Origin of the sequence: Corynebacterium sp., assembly GCF_030532195.1 — a bacterium.
Taxonomy (GTDB): Bacteria; Actinomycetota; Actinomycetes; order Mycobacteriales; family Mycobacteriaceae; genus Corynebacterium.
Genome location: NZ_JAUNLP010000004.1, coordinates 106,139 through 122,284 on the forward strand (window position 1 = coordinate 106,139; position 16,146 = coordinate 122,284).

Annotated in this window: 16 protein-coding genes; 13 read left to right on the forward strand and 3 right to left on the reverse strand. The window is 59.6% G+C overall.

The features are described 5' to 3' along the window. Nucleotides 1-2: 2 nt before the first annotated feature. The 8 genes from tsaB (at nt 3) to groL (ending at nt 7,580) form a co-directional block, all read left to right on the forward strand. Nucleotides 3-668: a tRNA (adenosine(37)-N6)-threonylcarbamoyltransferase complex dimerization subunit type 1 TsaB gene (gene tsaB, locus Q4E11_RS05890; protein ID WP_303164376.1), complete on the forward strand. Its 666-nt coding sequence runs from the start codon at nt 3-5 to the stop codon at nt 666-668. After that, complete coding sequence (gene rimI / locus Q4E11_RS05895) at nt 665-1,129, forward strand: ribosomal protein S18-alanine N-acetyltransferase (RefSeq protein WP_303164377.1); 465 nt, start codon at nt 665-667, stop codon at nt 1,127-1,129. Before tsaB ends, rimI begins: the two co-directional genes overlap by 4 nt. A gap of 31 nt (nt 1,130-1,160) precedes the next feature. Further along, nucleotides 1,161-2,897, forward strand: coding sequence for a pyruvate dehydrogenase (locus Q4E11_RS05900; protein WP_303164379.1), 1,737 nt, complete (start codon nt 1,161-1,163; stop codon nt 2,895-2,897). A gap of 81 nt (nt 2,898-2,978) precedes the next feature. Beyond that, entirely contained in the window at nt 2,979-3,407 is a 429-nt protein-coding gene (locus Q4E11_RS05905) for a hypothetical protein (protein ID WP_303164380.1), read from the forward strand. Between the two features lie 55 nt (nt 3,408-3,462). Then, a complete protein-coding gene (tsaD, locus tag Q4E11_RS05910) occupies nt 3,463-4,536 on the forward strand; it encodes a tRNA (adenosine(37)-N6)-threonylcarbamoyltransferase complex transferase subunit TsaD (RefSeq protein ID WP_303164571.1) in 1,074 nt (357 codons plus the stop codon). 107 nt (nt 4,537-4,643) lie between these two features. Continuing rightward, on the forward strand, nt 4,644-5,501 hold the full coding sequence (locus tag Q4E11_RS05915; RefSeq protein ID WP_303164381.1) for a hypothetical protein: 858 nt from the start codon (nt 4,644-4,646) through the stop codon (nt 5,499-5,501). A 156-nt stretch (nt 5,502-5,657) separates the two neighbouring features. Then, on the forward strand, nt 5,658-5,957 hold the full coding sequence (gene groES / locus Q4E11_RS05920; RefSeq protein ID WP_209654806.1) for a co-chaperone GroES: 300 nt from the start codon (nt 5,658-5,660) through the stop codon (nt 5,955-5,957). 18 nt (nt 5,958-5,975) lie between these two features. Further along, nucleotides 5,976-7,580: a chaperonin GroEL gene (groL, locus tag Q4E11_RS05925; RefSeq protein WP_303164382.1), complete on the forward strand. Its 1,605-nt coding sequence runs from the start codon at nt 5,976-5,978 to the stop codon at nt 7,578-7,580. Nucleotides 7,581-7,671: 91 nt separating this feature from the next. On the opposite strand, the gene Q4E11_RS05930 is transcribed toward groL, so the two are convergent. Next, nucleotides 7,672-7,995 (reverse strand): WhiB family transcriptional regulator, encoded by a 324-nt coding sequence (locus Q4E11_RS05930; RefSeq protein ID WP_303164383.1) that lies wholly within the window; start codon nt 7,993-7,995, stop codon nt 7,672-7,674. A gap of 136 nt (nt 7,996-8,131) precedes the next feature. Then, nucleotides 8,132-8,500, reverse strand: coding sequence for a DUF5319 domain-containing protein (locus Q4E11_RS05935; protein WP_303164574.1), 369 nt, complete (start codon nt 8,498-8,500; stop codon nt 8,132-8,134). A gap of 174 nt (nt 8,501-8,674) precedes the next feature. Here Q4E11_RS05935 and guaB point away from each other — a divergent pair, with 174 nt between their 5' ends. The 4 genes from guaB (at nt 8,675) to guaA (ending at nt 14,862) form a co-directional block, all read left to right on the forward strand. Beyond that, a complete protein-coding gene (gene guaB / locus Q4E11_RS05940) occupies nt 8,675-10,204 on the forward strand; it encodes an IMP dehydrogenase (protein ID WP_303164384.1) in 1,530 nt (509 codons plus the stop codon). Between the two features lie 51 nt (nt 10,205-10,255). Beyond that, on the forward strand, nt 10,256-11,404 hold the full coding sequence (locus Q4E11_RS05945; protein WP_303164385.1) for a GuaB3 family IMP dehydrogenase-related protein: 1,149 nt from the start codon (nt 10,256-10,258) through the stop codon (nt 11,402-11,404). Nucleotides 11,405-11,525: 121 nt separating this feature from the next. Continuing rightward, nucleotides 11,526-13,274, forward strand: a complete 1,749-nt coding sequence (locus Q4E11_RS05950; RefSeq protein ID WP_303164387.1) for an FAD-dependent oxidoreductase — start codon at nt 11,526-11,528, stop codon at nt 13,272-13,274. A 13-nt stretch (nt 13,275-13,287) separates the two neighbouring features. After that, nucleotides 13,288-14,862 carry a glutamine-hydrolyzing GMP synthase gene (gene guaA / locus Q4E11_RS05955; RefSeq protein WP_303164388.1) on the forward strand — a complete coding sequence of 525 codons (1,575 nt, stop codon included), beginning with the start codon at nt 13,288-13,290 and terminating at the stop codon, nt 14,860-14,862. A 4-nt stretch (nt 14,863-14,866) separates the two neighbouring features. Here guaA and Q4E11_RS05960 read toward each other — a convergent pair whose 3' ends face one another. Further along, on the reverse strand, nt 14,867-15,628 hold the full coding sequence (locus Q4E11_RS05960; protein WP_303164390.1) for a hypothetical protein: 762 nt from the start codon (nt 15,626-15,628) through the stop codon (nt 14,867-14,869). Nucleotides 15,629-15,692: 64 nt separating this feature from the next. Between Q4E11_RS05960 and Q4E11_RS05965 the strand changes: the two genes are divergently transcribed. Then, nucleotides 15,693-15,998: an antibiotic biosynthesis monooxygenase gene (locus Q4E11_RS05965; protein ID WP_303164391.1), complete on the forward strand. Its 306-nt coding sequence runs from the start codon at nt 15,693-15,695 to the stop codon at nt 15,996-15,998. Nucleotides 15,999-16,146: the final 148 nt, after the last annotated feature.

Sequence of the window (16,146 nt, forward strand, 5' to 3'; positions counted from 1 at the left end):
GCATGAACATTCTCGCCGTAGATACGTCGACCCCGCAGGTCACAGCAGGGATCGTCCAGGTTTCGGACGATGGCCGTGAGCTGACGACACTCGCCCAGCAGTTGCACCTGGACGCACGGGCTCACAACGAGGTGCTCGTCCCGCTGATTCAGCAGGCGCTGGCCGACAGTGGCCTGGCAGCCAACGATTTGGGCGGTGTGGTTGTCGGCTGCGGTCCGGGACCGTTTACCGGGCTGCGCGTCGGCATGGCCACCGCAGCGTCCTACGCCGATGCGTTGGGAATCCCGTGCCACGGCATTTGCAGCTTGGACGCGCTGGCAAGCGACACCAGCGATGAGTTGGTCGTCACCGACGCGCGTCGTCGAGAGGTCTACTTCACCGCCTACCGAGGTGGCCAGCGCATCTTCGGCCCAGCCGTGGCCAAGCCCGCAGATGTCATCGGACTTATCACGGCAGAAATCCCGGACTTCGCCCCTGTGCAAGCACGTGGCAGCGTCAAGCACATTGAGCAGATTGACGGCCTCAACCTGCAGGACACTGAGGTTGTCGAGGTGCTTCCCACTCCGGAATCGTTGGTACGAGTCGCAGACCTCGATGCCACCCCGAGCCCGTTGGTGCCGCTGTATCTGCGCAGGCCGGATGCGGTTGTCCCGAAGGCTATGCGATGAGCGTCGTAAAGCTTGTGCGTCTCGGCCCACCTGCGGCGAAGGCGTGTGCGGCGATTGAGGCGGAGCTCTTCGCCGGCGACGATCCGTGGCCCGAGAATGCGTTTGCGGCGGAGCTGTCGGCGCCCAATAATTTCTACGTCGGCATTGCGGACGGCGATGAGCTGTGCGGGTATGCGGGAATCACGAAGCTGGGTCCGACGGGCGATGCCGAGTATGAGATTCACACCATCGGTGTGGCGGAGAAGTGGCAGCGGCGTGGGTTTGGTGCGCAGCTGATGGACGCGCTGATGGCGGCAGTGGCGGAGGACCCGGGGCCGGTGTATCTGGAAGTGCGCACGGACAATGAGCCGGCGATTGCGATGTATCGTGCCTACGGTTTTGAAAATATGGGACTGCGGAAGAACTACTATCCAGGCTCTGGCGCCGACGCGTACACGATGTTTCGCCCCGCTAAATGTTGACGGAGTGACAAAACCACGTTAGACCGGAGGCATGGCAAAAACCTTCGCACAGCAGCTCGTAGAAACCCTAGAGAGTCAGGGGGTCAAGCGAATCTTCGGACTCGTCGGAGATAGCTTGAACCCCGTAGTCGACGCGGTTCGTGAATCCTCCATCGAGTGGGTTCACGTCCGCAATGAAGAAGCCGCGGCGTTTGCCGCTGGTGCGGAATCCCTCGTCACCGGTGAGCTAGCCGTCTGCGCGGCCTCCTGTGGGCCGGGTAATACCCACCTTATTCAGGGACTTTATGATTCCCACCGCAACGGTGCCAAGGTCTTGGCAATCGCCTCGCATATTCCGTCGCGGCAGATTGGTTCCAATTTCTTCCAGGAGACGCATCCGGAGCAGATTTTCAACGAGTGCTCCGGCTACTGCGAGATGGTGCACTCTGCCGAGCAGGGCAGCGTTATCCTGCACCACGCCATTCAGTCGACGATGACCGGACACGGTGTCTCCGTGTTGGTACTGCCCGGCGATGTCAGCACGCACGAAGTCGAAAGCGATGAATTTGTCTCGTCCACCATCAGCAGTGGTCGTCCGGTTCTGTTCCCGGACGCTGGTCAGGCGGCAATGCTTGCCGACGCCATCAACGAGGCCGACACCGTCACTCTTTTCTGTGGCGCAGGTGTGAAGGATGCCCGCGAACAGGTTCTCAAACTCGCGGAGAAGATTAAGTCGCCGGTGGGTCATGCCCTCGGCGGCAAGATGTACATCCAGTACGACAACCCCTTTGACGTGGGCATGTCCGGGCTCCTTGGCTATGGCGCCTGCCACGATGCGTCCAATGACGCTGACCTGCTGATTCTGCTGGGCACGGACTTCCCGTACAACGACTTTTTGCCCAGCAAGAATGTGGCGCAGGTCGATATCGACGGTCGCGCCATTGGCCGCCGCACTACGGTGAAGTACCCAGTGGTCGGCGATGTGGCCGCCACCATCGAGACCATCCTGCCGTACGTCGAGGAAAAGACCGATCGCTCCTTCCTGGACAAGCAGCTGCGCAACCATGAGCGCCTGCTCAGCCAGGTCATTGAGGCCTACACCAGCAACGTTGAGAAGATGTTGCCGATTCACCCGGAGTACGTCGCCGATTTGATTGACAAGTACGCCGATGACGATGCCATCTTCACCGTCGATACCGGTATGTGCAATGTCTGGGCCGCCCGCTATGTCACCCCGAACGGCAAGCGTGAGCAGCTCGGTTCTTTCCGTCACGGCACCATGGCCAATGCGTTGCCACATGCAATTGGTGCGCAGGCAGCGGACCGAAACCGACAGGTGATTTCCTTCAACGGTGACGGTGGCCTGGCCATGCTGCTCGGCGAGCTGATTACGGTCAAGCAAGAAGAGCTGCCGATTAAGATGTTCGTCTTCAACAATTCCTCGCTGGGCATGGTCAAGCTGGAGATGTTGGTCCAGGGGCTGCCAGAGCATGAGACAGACCACGATGGTGTCGACTACGCAGGTATCGCCAAGGCACTGGGGATCAAGACCATCCGGATTGAGGATCCGGCCGATGCTCCACGCCTGATTCAGGAGGCGCTGGCCTATGACGGTCCGGTGCTGGTCGATATGATTACCGATCCGAACGCGCTGTCGATCCCGGCCAATATCACCTGGGACATGCTGATGGGCTTCTCCAAGGCGGCTACGCGCACGGTCTTCGGTGGTGGCGTCGGCCAGATGATTGATATGGCGCGCTCCAACCTGCGCAATATCCCGCGTCCGTAACTCTCGACCCCGACGCTGGCGGGTAACGGGGGTAGCACATTCGAGATGCGCGAGCGGGTGCGGTGCGGTACCTCTAACCACATGATTAAAGGTTTTCTGGTCAACCCTGACCTGACGCACCGCACCATCGAGTTTGAGCTGGATGCCGCAGCGACATTCCTCGGCGGCGTTTCCTCCGACCGCGTGTCCGTTGCGTTTCAGGAAGACGGCACCGATTACGCCGCCCTGTACAACCCAAAGGCCAAGGACGAGGGTGCTGAACCGAACCCGGTAGCATCCCTGGGGCGCAATGAGGCGGCTACTGGTAACTCGGCATTTTTCTCGGACCCGACCACCGCAATTTGCGGTTCGGTCATCTTTGTCGACGCAGAGGGCAACGATATCGGCGATGAGGAAATCGACCGCATCAAGGACGGCATGCGCGCAGTTCGTCACTACCACGATGATTACCCAGAGGAATTCCAGCTCTGGCGCGCTGCAGTCAAGAACCTTGGTCACCTGGAAATTTAAAGAACCCTGCAAAGCACGCGAACACCGCGCTAGTAACATCACTGGCATGACCGAGTTGACCCTGCTGGCAATCGAGAGTTCCTGCGATGAAACTGGCGCCGCAGTAATGCGCGTGCACTACGACGACACCGATGTCGCTGCCGTACCCGAGGTAGAAGTGCTTGCCGACGTCGTCGCATCCTCCATGGAACAACACGCCCGTTTTGGTGGCGTAGTTCCCGAAATTGCCTCCCGCGCACACCTGGAAGCCCTGCAGCCTGTGGTCTCTGAGGCTCGCGCGCAGGCAGCGGAGAAACTCGGTATCGATACGTTCATCCCCGACGCCGTCGCTGCGACCGTCGGCCCTGGCCTGGCAGGCGCATTGCTTGTCGGATCCGCCGGCGCAAAGGCCTATGCCGCCGCGTGGGGAGTTCCCTTCTACGGCATCAACCACCTGGCGGGTCACGTCGCCGTCGGCGCGCTCGACGGGGCGGACCTCTCCAACGCCGTCGCGCTGCTGGTATCCGGCGGACACACGCAGCTGCTCCGCGTAGAAGGCGCGGGTCGCCCAATGCAAGAACTCGGGTCAACGCTTGACGACGCTGCCGGAGAGGCATACGACAAGGTCTCGCGGTTGCTTGGTTTGGGCTACCCAGGCGGGCCCATCATCGACAAGTTGGCCAAGCAAGGTAACCGCAAGGCCATTGCCTTCCCACGCGCGATGATGCGCCAGCAGGATGCCCGCTACGACTTCTCCTTCTCTGGCTTGAAGACTGCTGTGGCGCGCTATGTTGAGGCCGCCGAGAAGGAAGGGCGTGAGTACTCGGTTGAGGATGTCTGTGCCTCCTTCCAGGAAGCGGTCTGTGATGTGCTGACCAAGAAGGCCGTCCGCGCCGCACAAGATGTCGGAGCCACGACGTTGTTGCTCGGCGGTGGCGTGGCTGCAAACTCCCGCCTGCGTGAACTGGCAGCAGCTCGCGCGCGGTCCGCAGGCATTACACTGCACGTTCCACCAATCAAACTGTGCACCGACAACGGAGTCATGATTGGCTCCGCGGCGGCCTACCTCATTGCCGCCGGTGCCAAACCCTCGGGCTACGGCTGCCCGACTGATCCTTCCATGCCCGTTGAGGAACCCGTAGTGCAATGAGCTATAACCTACCGAGTTAGTTTGCCGGTTGGGGCTGGGGCGCAACCATCGTCGTCAAGCGTGATGCGAGCCGCGAACAGCTTTGAACCGTGTTAAAGTTTTGTTAAGTGAATAAGGATTACAGCGGTTGGGAGCTTCAACCCACTAATCAGCCGGAGCCCGTTAAGCAAAACTTGAAGCGGGGAGTGCTGTGGACGGCAATTGTGTTGCTCATCGTTGCAATTGTTGCCGCGGCAGTGTTGCTCTATCTGACAATGAGTGGGCGTACCGAGCAGTGGTTTGAGCAGGGGGTGGGGCAAGAGGCGTCGCCGAAACACACAGTTACGTCTACTGCGACCGAGACGGTAAAGGTTGCGCCGAAAAAGCAGGACACCAAGAAGCAACAGGGTGCTAAGAATCGCTGTGCTCCTTCGATGCTCAGTGATAATCCAGGCACTCTGGTAGTTGAGTATTGCGATGGGGCTTGGGCTGTAATCGGCCAGAAGAATACTGGCGGGTTCGGTGCATTGCGGTGGGACGGCAATGGCTGGAGCGAGTATGAGCGGCACGGGACACAGTTGCCCAGTGACTATGCCTGCTACGACATGAATCGGCTGAAGAAGGAAGGCGCGCCGGAAGGATTCCGGAATGCGGTGACGGCGTGTACGTCGGAGAGTACGAAGGCGCCGGGTACTTCGGCAGCTCCCGTCAGCGGGGACTGTGAGGCATCGGCGTTCCCGGATTCCCGGGGAGATCTCGCGATCGTCGCGTGTGATGGTTGGTGGGCAGTAGGCGGGCCTGCGAATACTGGCGCCATCTCTGCGTACGAATGGGAAGACGGTGCCTGGCACCGGGTTGAGCCAGATAGTCACTACGAAACCGGTTCTGGTGGACCCTGCTATAGCGATGAGTTCATCGAAGAACACGGTATGACGGTTACTGCGTTTGGCCGCCTGGCATGTAATCCGGACAAGTTGACCAATTAGCATTAGCGCTCGTTGTTGTTGAGTGTTAGCACTTGCGAGGGTAGAGTGCTAACAAGGTTGTTTGACACACAGTTGTTCACCCGCGACGACGGCTGTGCTCGGCAGACCAACCGGCACAAAGAACATCAGATCACCGCATGTATGGAGGAATTCATCGTGGCGAACGTCAACATCAAGCCGCTCGAGGATCGCGTCCTCGTTCAGATCAACGAAGCAGAGACCACCACGGCTTCCGGCCTGGTTATCCCGGACTCCGCTAAGGAAAAGCCGCAGGAAGCTACCGTTATCGCCGTTGGTCCGGGTCGCTGGGCCGACGATGATGACCGTATTCCAATGGACGTCAAGGAAGGTGACGTTGTCATCTTCTCCAAGTACGGCGGCACCGAGCTGAAGTACCAGGGCGAGGAGTACCTGCTGCTGTCTCAGCGCGACATCCTGGCAGTTATCGAGAACTAAGGGAGGACGTAGCCACACATGGCAAAGCTTATTGCTTTTAACGAAGAGGCTCGCGAAGGCCTCAAGCACGGTGTGGACACGCTTGCCGACGCAGTCAAGGTCACGCTTGGCCCGAAGGGTCGTAACGTTGTCCTGGACAAGGCCTTCGGTGGCCCGCTGGTCACCAACGATGGTGTGACCATCGCCCGCGATATCGACGTTGAGGATCCGTTTGAGAACCTTGGCGCTCAGCTGGTGAAGTCCGTCGCAGTTAAGACCAATGACGTTGCCGGCGACGGCACCACCACCGCAACTCTGCTGGCACAGGCACTGGTCCACGAGGGCCTGCGCAATGTCGCTGCAGGTGCTAACCCGATTTCTCTGAACCGCGGTATCCAGGCTGCATCGGAGAAGACCGTCGAGCTGCTCAAGCAGCGCGCAACTCCGGTAACCAGCTCTGCTGCAATCGCGCAGGTTGCAACTGTGTCCTCGCGCGACACTGAGATTGGTGACCTGGTTGCAGGTGCCATGGACAAGGTCGGCAAGGACGGTGTCGTCTCCGTCGAGGAGTCGCAGTCGATTGCCACCGAGCTGTCCGTGACCGAGGGCGTGTCCTTCAACAAGGGGTTCCTGTCCCCGTACTTCATCACCGACGTTGAAGCTCAGCAGGCAGTTCTCGATGGCGCTCAGGTTCTGCTGGTCCGCGAGAAGATTTCCTCCCTGCCAGAGTTCCTCCCAATCCTGGAAAAGATCGCCGAGACCGGTAAGCCGACCCTGATCATGGCTGAGGACATCGAGGGCGAGGCTCTGTCCGCGCTGGTCATCAATGCAATGCGCAAGACCCTTAAGGTCGCTGCTGTGAAGTCGCCGTACTTCGGTGACCGTCGTAAGGCATTTATGGATGACCTGGCAGTTGTCACCGGTGCAACCGTCGTCACGGCGGATACTGGTATGCAGCTCAAGGACGTCGGACTCGAGGTTCTGGGTAACGCTCGTCGCATCACCATCACCAAGGACGAGACCGTTCTGGTTGACGGTGCTGGCACTGCAGAGGCTGTTGAAGAGCGTCGCAACCAGATCCGCGCTGAGATTGAGCGCACCGACTCTGACTGGGACCGCGAGAAGCTGGAAGAGCGTCTGGCTAAGCTCTCCGGTGGTGTGGCCGTCATCAAGGTCGGCGCTGCTACTGAGACCGAGGTCAACGAGCGCAAGCTCCGCGTCGAAGATGCCATCAACGCGGCACGTGCTGCCGCGCAGGAAGGTGTCATCGCCGGTGGCGGTTCCGTACTGGTGCAGATCTCTCGTGAGCTCGAGAAGTTCGCCGAGGAGTTTAAGGGCGACGAGGCAGTCGGCGTTCGCGCAGTTGCTAACGCTCTGACTCGCCCGACCTTCTGGATCGCCGAGAACGCTGGCAAGGACGGCGCAGTCGTCGTGTACCACGTCGGGGAGAAGGAAAACGGCGTTGGCTACAACGCCGCTACCGATACCTACGAGAACCTGATTGAGTCCGGTGTCATCGACCCGGTCAAGGTCACTCACTCCGCAGTCGTCAACGCAACCTCCGTGGCCCGCATGCTGCTGACCACCGAGGCGTCCGTTGTGGACAAGCCGGAGGAAGAGCCGGAAGCGGGCCACTCTCACTAGGCCTCACCAGAGAGTGGCCTCACCAGAGCGTCACCTCTAAATAACACGAAAGCTCCCCGCCCAATTTTGGGTGGGGAGCTTTTTGCTGCCGCTAGGAAGCAGCAACCAGAATGCGCTCCAGCTCGCGCTCACGGGTGGCCGGTGCAGCGCGGAGAATCTCATTGCGCTCAGATTCGCTGAGACCTCCCCAGACACCGTATGGTTCGCCGACCTTCAGCGCGTGCGCGCGACACTGCATAAGAACAGGGCAGGAGCGACAGATGGCCTTTGCACGGGCTTCGCGGAGGCTACGCGCACGTCCGCGCTCGCCTTCTGGATGGAAGAATGTCGCGGAGTCCTGCCCGCGGCAGGAACCGTGCAGCTGCCAATCCCACAAATCCGCATTCGGTCCGGGCAAGTGGTCGATGTACGTCATCGGAACTGATGTCTCCTCACTGAACTTTCTTGAAGCAGTGAGCTCAAGTGTGTAAGCCAACTATGAACGGTTGGTAAACCGCAGGAGACTAACGGGGATACTGAGAAAACAATTCCGTCGAACTCTTATGTAACTTTTAGAAACGACCAGGTCGGCGAGAACGGAGCCCGTCGACAAAGCCGGCGCAGTAGTCCCACGGCGCGTAACGGTGCGGGTCTGGGTCGAACTGGGGCTCGTGAACCGGGGACTCCTGACCTGAGAGCAACATAAGGTAGTGGTTCTCCAGGACGTCCCAGTTGTAGTAGTGCTCGTTGCCGCAGTCCTCACACAACATGGAAACGCCCAGCAAACCCTCAGGGGACAGGGCAGTGCGGAATAGCCTTACCGCGGCCAAATCCTCAATGACCTCTCGTTGCTCTTGCTCCGTCAGCGGGGCAAAAGGCTCATCCGGTTCGAGGAAACTCGCCGGATCATTGGGGTCACCTTCAAAGGGATCCCGCGGCATGGATGAGAAGAAGTCATTGTTCACAGTGCCTACCGTAACAGCTTTGGAGGACAATATTGTCCTCCTAATTGTCGCGTTTAGTCCTTGAGGGACTACCCTGTATATAACGTTTGGCAACCACGAAGCGATAGCGCCCCTGGCCTGATGATGGCAAGGGTGGAGCAGGAGGAGTCCATGACCAACCCCACGGGAATTAGCCTCGGCGGAGACAATCCCAACAAGATTCCACTAGTCGGCCTTACTTTCGATGACGTTCTGCTGCTGCCGGATGCATCGGATGTCATTCCCTCCGGTGTTGATACTTCTACGCAACTCACCCGTGAGCTGCGACTGAACATTCCGATTGTGTCCGCTGCAATGGATACGGTCACTGAGGCTCGCATGGCTGTGGCCATGGCGCGCCAGGGCGGTATGGGTATTCTCCACCGCAACCTGTCCATCGAGGATCAGGCTCAGCAGGTGGAAATCGTAAAGCGCTCCGAGGCCGGTATGGTGTCCGACCCGGTGACCTGCTCCCCGGATGACACGATTGCTGATGTAGATGCCAAGTGTGCTCGCTACCGTATCTCCGGCCTGCCGGTCGTTGATAAGGACGGCAAGCTCGTCGGCATTTGCACCAACCGCGACATGCGTTTTGAGGCAGACCTGAACCGCAAGGTCTCCGAGATTATGACCCCGATGCCACTGATCGTTGCTGAGCAGGGTGTCTCTGGCGATGCCGCTTTGAATCTGCTGCGCACCCACAAGGTGGAGAAGCTGCCGATCGTCGATGGCGAAGGTCGCCTCACCGGTCTGATTACCGTCAAGGACTTCGTGAAGAAGGACCAGTACCCGAACGCTTCCAAGGATGGCTCCGGTCGTCTGCTCGTCGGCGCCGGCATCGGTACCGGCGAGGACTCCTGGAAGCGTGCACATGCGCTTGCCGACGCGGGCGTGGACGTCCTGGTCGTTGACACCGCTCACGCCCACAACACCGGCGTGCTGGAAATGGTCTCTCGCGTGAAGAAGGAATTCGGCGAGAACATTCAGATCATCGGTGGCAACCTCGCTACCCGCAGCGCTGCACAGGCCATGATTGATGCTGGCGCAGATGCCATCAAGGTCGGTATCGGCCCGGGCTCGATTTGCACCACCCGCGTTGTTGCAGGTGTCGGCGCTCCGCAGATCACCGCCATCATGGAGGCTTCGGTCGCCGCTAAGAAGGCAGGCGTGCCAATCATCGCCGACGGCGGTATGCAGTTCTCCGGTGACATCGCCAAGGCTCTGGCTGCCGGTGCATCCTCCGTCATGCTCGGCTCCATGCTGGCCGGTACTGCTGAGGCTCCGGGCGAGGTCACTGTTGTCAACGGCAAGCAGTACAAGATGTACCGCGGCATGGGTTCGCTCGGCGCTATGCAGGGCCGTGGTCTGACTGGTGAGAAGCGCTCCTACTCCAAGGACCGCTACTTCCAGGCCGATGTCAAGAGCGAAGAGAAGCTTGTTCCGGAGGGCATTGAGGGGCGTGTTCCGTTCCGCGGCAACATCGACTCCATCATTCACCAGCTGGTTGGCGGCCTGCGAGCAGCAATGGGCTACACCGGCTCTGCAACCGTCGAGCAGCTGCACGACGCACAGTTTGTTCAGATCACCGCTGCCGGTCTGCGCGAGTCGCACCCGCACGACATTCAGATGACTGTTGAAGCGCCGAACTACTACCAGCGCTAAACTTCAGTAAGTCGAGTTTTATTCCACGGAAAGGGCATGTGAGAAGAGCTCATGCGCGACATCGTTGAAATCGGTATTGGCCGCGAGGCACGCCGTACCTACGAGCTGGATGATATTGCCATCGTTCCAACCCGTCGTACGCGGTCGTCCAAGGACGTTGATACCTCCTGGCGTATTGATGCCTATGATTTCGAGATCCCGATGATGATGCATCCGACGGATGCCATCGCTAGTCCGGAATCTGTCGCAGAGTTCGCTCGTTTGGGTGGTCTCGCAGTTCTTAATGCTGAGGGCATCTGGGCTCGACATGCTGATGCAGGCGACAAGATTGCAGAGCTGATTCAGGTGGCTAAGAACGCCACCACCAAGCTCGACTTTGAGGCTGCTAACCGCAAGCTGCAGGAGCTGCACTCCGCTCCAATCAACACCGAGCTGTTGGTCGAGCGCATCAAGGAGATTCGCGCAACCGGTGCCATCACCGCAGTGCGCGTCTCTCCGCAGCATGCTCGTGAGTTGGCTCCGCTGGCTATTAAGGCCGGCATTGACCTGCTGGTTATTCAGGGCACTCTGATTTCCGCAGAGCACGTCACCGCACAGGGTGAGCCGTTGAATCTCAAGGACTTCATCGGCAGCCTGGACGTGCCGGTCATTGTCGGCGGTGTCGTTGACTACCAGACCGCGCTGCACATGATGCGCACCGGCGCTGCTGGTGTGATTGTGGGCACGGGCTTTACGACGTCGCCGGATGCGCTGGGCATCGATGTGCCAATGGCGACCGCCATCGCAGATGCCGCAGCTGCTCGGAAGGACTACCTGGATGAGACCGAGGGCCGCTACGTCCACATCATTGCGGACGGCGGTATTGAGACTGCCGGTGACATCGCCAAGGCAATCGCCTGTGGCGCTGATGCGGTAGCACTTTCCAGCGTTTTGGCAGGTACCACGGAAGCCCCGGGGCAGGGCTACGCCTGGCCGTCGGTGGCCGCGCACCCGATGTACCCGCGCGGCGCTGTCTGGCCGGTCGTTGAGGATGAAAAGGAACTGGTCAGCCTTGAAGAGGCACTGTTTGGTCCATCAGCTTCGCCACTGGGCGACCGCAACCTGGCCGGCGGCCTTCGCCGTGCCATGGCAAAGTGTGGCTTCACTGATTTGAAGTCCTTCCACCGCGTCGAGCTGTCGGTTCGCCCAAAGGGGTTCTAGCGTAAAAAGTCGTCGGTTAGTTTTTTCGTAAAACTACCTCGCTGAGAAGTCACCTTCACTTAGGGTTATAAACATATGTTCCGGACATGTGTTACATGCCCTCAGAGAAGGTGACTTTTTCATGAGTAAACAGCGCGATTTCGACGTCGTCATCGTAGGCTCCGGCTTTGGCGGTTCCATTTCCGCATTGCGTCTTACAGAGAAGGGCTATCGGGTAGCCGTCTTGGAGGCTGGTCGTCGGTTCGAAGATAAGGACTTTGCCAAGACCAGTTGGCGCCTGCACAAGTATGTCTGGGCGCCGAAGCTCGGCCTTTTCGGCGTGCAGCGCGTGCATCTTCTCAAAGATGTCATGATCCTCGCGGGAGCCGGTGTCGGCGGCGGTTCGCTGAATTACGCAAACACCCTGTACAAGCCAGGTCCGGAGTACTTCCAGCACCGTCAGTGGGCACACATCACCGACTGGGAGTCGGAGTTGAGCCCGCACTATGACAACGCGTCTCGGATGCTCGGCGTCGTCACCAATCCTTCCACTACGCCTGCCGACGTTGTCATGCGTGAGGTGGCCGAGGACATGGGCGTTGGACATACCTTCCGCTCCACTCCGGTGGGTGTTTTCTTCGGTGCCAAGACCGGCGGTGAAGGAGCACCTGGTGAGACGGTGTCCGACCCGTACTTCGGCGGTGTTGGCCCAGACCGCACGGCCTGTACTGAATGTGGCGAATGCATGACCGGTTGCCGTCACAACGCAAAGAACACCCTGGTCAAGAACTATCTCTACCTGGCCGAAAAGGCCGGAGCGCAGGTCTTTGACCGCACGACGGTCACTGCACTGCACCCACAGGCCGATGGCTCTTGGGAAGTGGACACTGAACGCACCGGTCGTTGGGTAGCCAAGGGCAAGCAGACGTTCACGGCAAAGCGCGTCATCGTCGCTGCCGGGTCGTGGGGAACGCAAAACCTGTTGCACCGTCAGAAGGTCGATGGCCACCTGCCACTGTTGCCCAACACACTGGGGCGGTTGACTCGTACCAACTCCGAGGCCATCTTGGGCGCGATGGGCACCAAGGTCGATCCGGACAATGACTTCTCCAATGGTGTGGCCATCACCTCGTCGTTCTTCCCGGAGGAAGATACGCACATTGAGCCGGTTCGCTATGGCAAGGGGTCCAATGCCATTGCTCTGCTGCAGACGATTATGACCGATGGCGGTACCGGTACTCCGCGGTGGGTAAAGGCGCTGGGATCCGTCGTAAAGCACCCGAGTTATGTTCTGCAGCTGGTGAACTTACGGAAGTGGTCGCAGCGTACGGTGATTTCACTGGTGATGCAGAACCGCGATAACTCGATTACGACGTACCTGCAGAAGTTCGGCCCGGTGCGATTCCTGATGAGTAAGCAGGGCGAGGGCGAGCCGAATCCGACGTGGATTCCGTCGGGTAATGAAGCGACGCGGCGTGCGGCGAAGAAGCTCAATGAACGCGGGCGCAATGGTCGTGTGCTGGCGGGCGGAACGATTAGTGAGCTGGCAAATATCCCACTGACCGCGCACTTTATTGGAGGCGCAACGATTTCGGACTCGCCGGAGACGGGGGTTGTCGATCCGTACCTGCGCGTCTGGGGCTACCCGACGCTGTCGATTCACGACGGCTCGGCAATGGCGGCCAACCCAGGTGTCAACCCGTCGCTGTCGATTTCCGCGAATGCCGAGCGTGCGACCTCGCTGTGGCCGAACAAGGGCGAGAAAGATCAGCGTCCGAACCAGGGCGAACCGTATGTGCGCCTCGAGCCGATTGACCCGAATAACCCGGTCGTGCCAGCTGACGCGCCGGCTGCTTTGAACCTGGGTATGCCTGCGGTCCGCAAGTCTTGATAAGCTTTAAAGCGTGTCTGAACAGGTGACTAAGCCCGTCCTCGTCGTGGACTTCGGTGCGCAGTATGCGCAGCTCATCGCGCGACGTGTGCGCGAGGCAAAAATTTATTCTGAAGTTGTTCCGTATGATGCGGCAACCGAGGAGATCAAGGCCAAGAACCCAGCGGCCCTGATTCTCTCGGGTGGTCCGTCGAGTGTCTACGCCGATGGTGCTCCGAAGCTCAACCCTGAGTGGCTTGAGCTGGGCATTCCGGTGTTTGGCATTTGCTACGGCTTCCAGGCTATGACGGAGGCTCTCGGTGGCAAGATTGCTGCGACCGGTGACCGTGAATATGGCCGCACGCAGCTCAATGTCGTCGATGGCGGCGGCATTGCGCACGCTGATGTGCCGGAGTCGCACGAGGTGTGGATGAGCCACGGTGACGCGGTGTCTGAGGCACCGGAGGGCTTCACTGTCACGGCGTCCACCAAGGGGGCGCCGGTTGCCGCCTTTGAGTGCTTGGAAAAGCGCATGGCTGGCGTGCAGTACCACCCGGAGGTCAATCACTCGCCGTACGGCCAGAAGGTCCTGGAGAAGTTCCTGTACGAGGTTGCAGGGCTTAAGCCGGACTGGACTGCTGCCAATATCGCGGAAGAGCTGATTGAGAAGGTCCGCAGCCAGGTCGGCGAGAACGGTCGCGCGATCTGTGGTCTGTCCGGTGGCGTTGACTCCGCAGTTGCTGCCGCGATTGTGCAGCGCGCTATTGGTGATCGCCTGACCTGTGTCTTCGTTGATCACGGTCTGCTGCGTCAGGGTGAGCGCGAGCAGGTGGAGAAGGACTTCGTCGCTGCCACCGGTGCGAAGCTGATCACCGTTGATGACTCCAAGATTTTCCTCGATGCACTGGCTGGCATCACCGATCCGGAGACCAAGCGCAAGACCATCGGCCGCGAGTTCATCCGCTCCTTCGAGCGCGCAGTCGCACAGGCGCTGGAGGGCGCTCCGGCGGGCGAGACCGTGGACTTCCTGGTCCAGGGCACTCTGTACCCGGATGTTGTGGAGTCCGGCGGCGGTTCCGGTACCGCCAACATCAAGAGCCACCACAACGTCGGTGGTCTCCCGGATGATGTCGAGTTCACCCTGGTTGAGCCGCTGCGTCTGCTGTTCAAGGATGAGGTCCGTGCGGTCGGCCGCGAGCTGGGACTGCCGGAGGAAATCGTTGCCCGTCAGCCGTTCCCGGGCCCGGGGCTCGGCATTCGCATCATCGGTGCTGTCGATGAGGAGCGCCTGGATACTCTCCGCCGCGCCGATGCCATTGCCCGTGAGGAAATGACCGCCGCAGGTATGGACGAGGTTGTCTGGCAGTGCCCGGTCGTCCTGCTTGCCGACGTTCGCTCGGTCGGTGTTCAGGGCGATGGTCGTACCTACGGCCACCCAATTGTGCTGCGCCCGGTCTCCTCGGAGGACGCGATGACCGCTGACTGGACTCGCGTTCCGTATGACACCCTGGAGAAGATCTCCACCCGCATTACCAATGAGGTGCCGGAGGTCAACCGAGTGGTCTTGGATGTGACTTCCAAGCCACCGGGAACCATTGAGTGGGAATAAGCCACTAGCTGGCGAGGGCCGTGTCTGTGAGTTGGACAAACTTACGGGCGCGGCCCTTTTCCGTCAGCGCCGAGTTGTGGTTGGTGATGGTGATGCGCTTGTCGGCTGCAAGTTGGCGGAGGGCTGCGCTCGCGGTGTCGTCGTCAAGCAGTGCGAAATAGGGCAGCTGGTCGGCGAAAAAGACGTAGTCATCGCGCAGACGCGCGGTGAAGAGGGCTGCGAGAATTCGTGCCTCGGGGGAATCGGTGGGGTAGGGGCAGCGCTCGGCAAAGTTGTCGGGGAGTTGTGCGGCTCGAGGGAGGAAACCGAATTGCCGCGGCAGAATTGCGCAGGTAGCGGCAATGGCGGACAGAACGATGGCGACGAGGCAAGCGGCGAAGGTCGATGGGATGGCCTCAGTGACAGATGCGATAATCCATGCCCCCGGGAAGATAATTAAAAAGCCCATGGGGCTAGCCCAGGAGATATCGTTGGGGTTTTCTCGCATTGGCTCTGCAAAGAATGGTGGTCGCGTGTCTTTGGTAGCCGGGCCTACTTTGCCGGAGTAAATGATTGTTGCGATGAAAACTAGCACCAGTGCCGCGAGAATCCACCATCCGATAGAACCGATGATGTCGGATTGGAGTAGCGCCAGCAGCGCGATGACTGCGGTGATAGCTCCGATCATTGTGCCAAGTCGCAGCGGGCTATTGATGAAACTCCGTGTGCGCTGAGCGGCATCTTGGTAAGACGCGCCAGAGTGGAGTGGTTGAGTGTGCTCGGTCATAGTTTCCACGCTAGCAGTGGCAGAGCTATAGATTGTTGAGTTTTAGATAGTTAGAGTTATGGCTATGAGCATTGTCAAGATTAACGCTATTGCCGTTCCAGAAGGCGCTGGCGAAGAACTCGAGCGTCGCTTTTCCGCTAACTCTTCAAAGATGACCAACGTGCCTGGATTCATTGGTTTTCAGCTGCTGCGCCCGACCGCAGGGGAGAGCCGCTACTTCGTCTTTACCGAGTGGGAGAGCGAAGAGGCCTACCAGGGCTGGCGGAATGGCCATGCGTTTAAGGCCTCGCACGAGGGCGAGAAGCGCAAGCCGGTGTCTTCGTCGGCGGAGCTGCTCGAGTTCGATGTAGTGCTGGACGTGAAAGCGTAAAGCAGTAGGAAACTAGTACGCCTGACCGGTTGGTGCTGGTCAGCTGAATTAGAAAGCGTTGCGCCGGTGATGTGCGGCGCTTTTCTTCACACTTCCAATTCGAACACACGTTCCACTATGGGTAATATCAAATCCGCACATCAAGAAA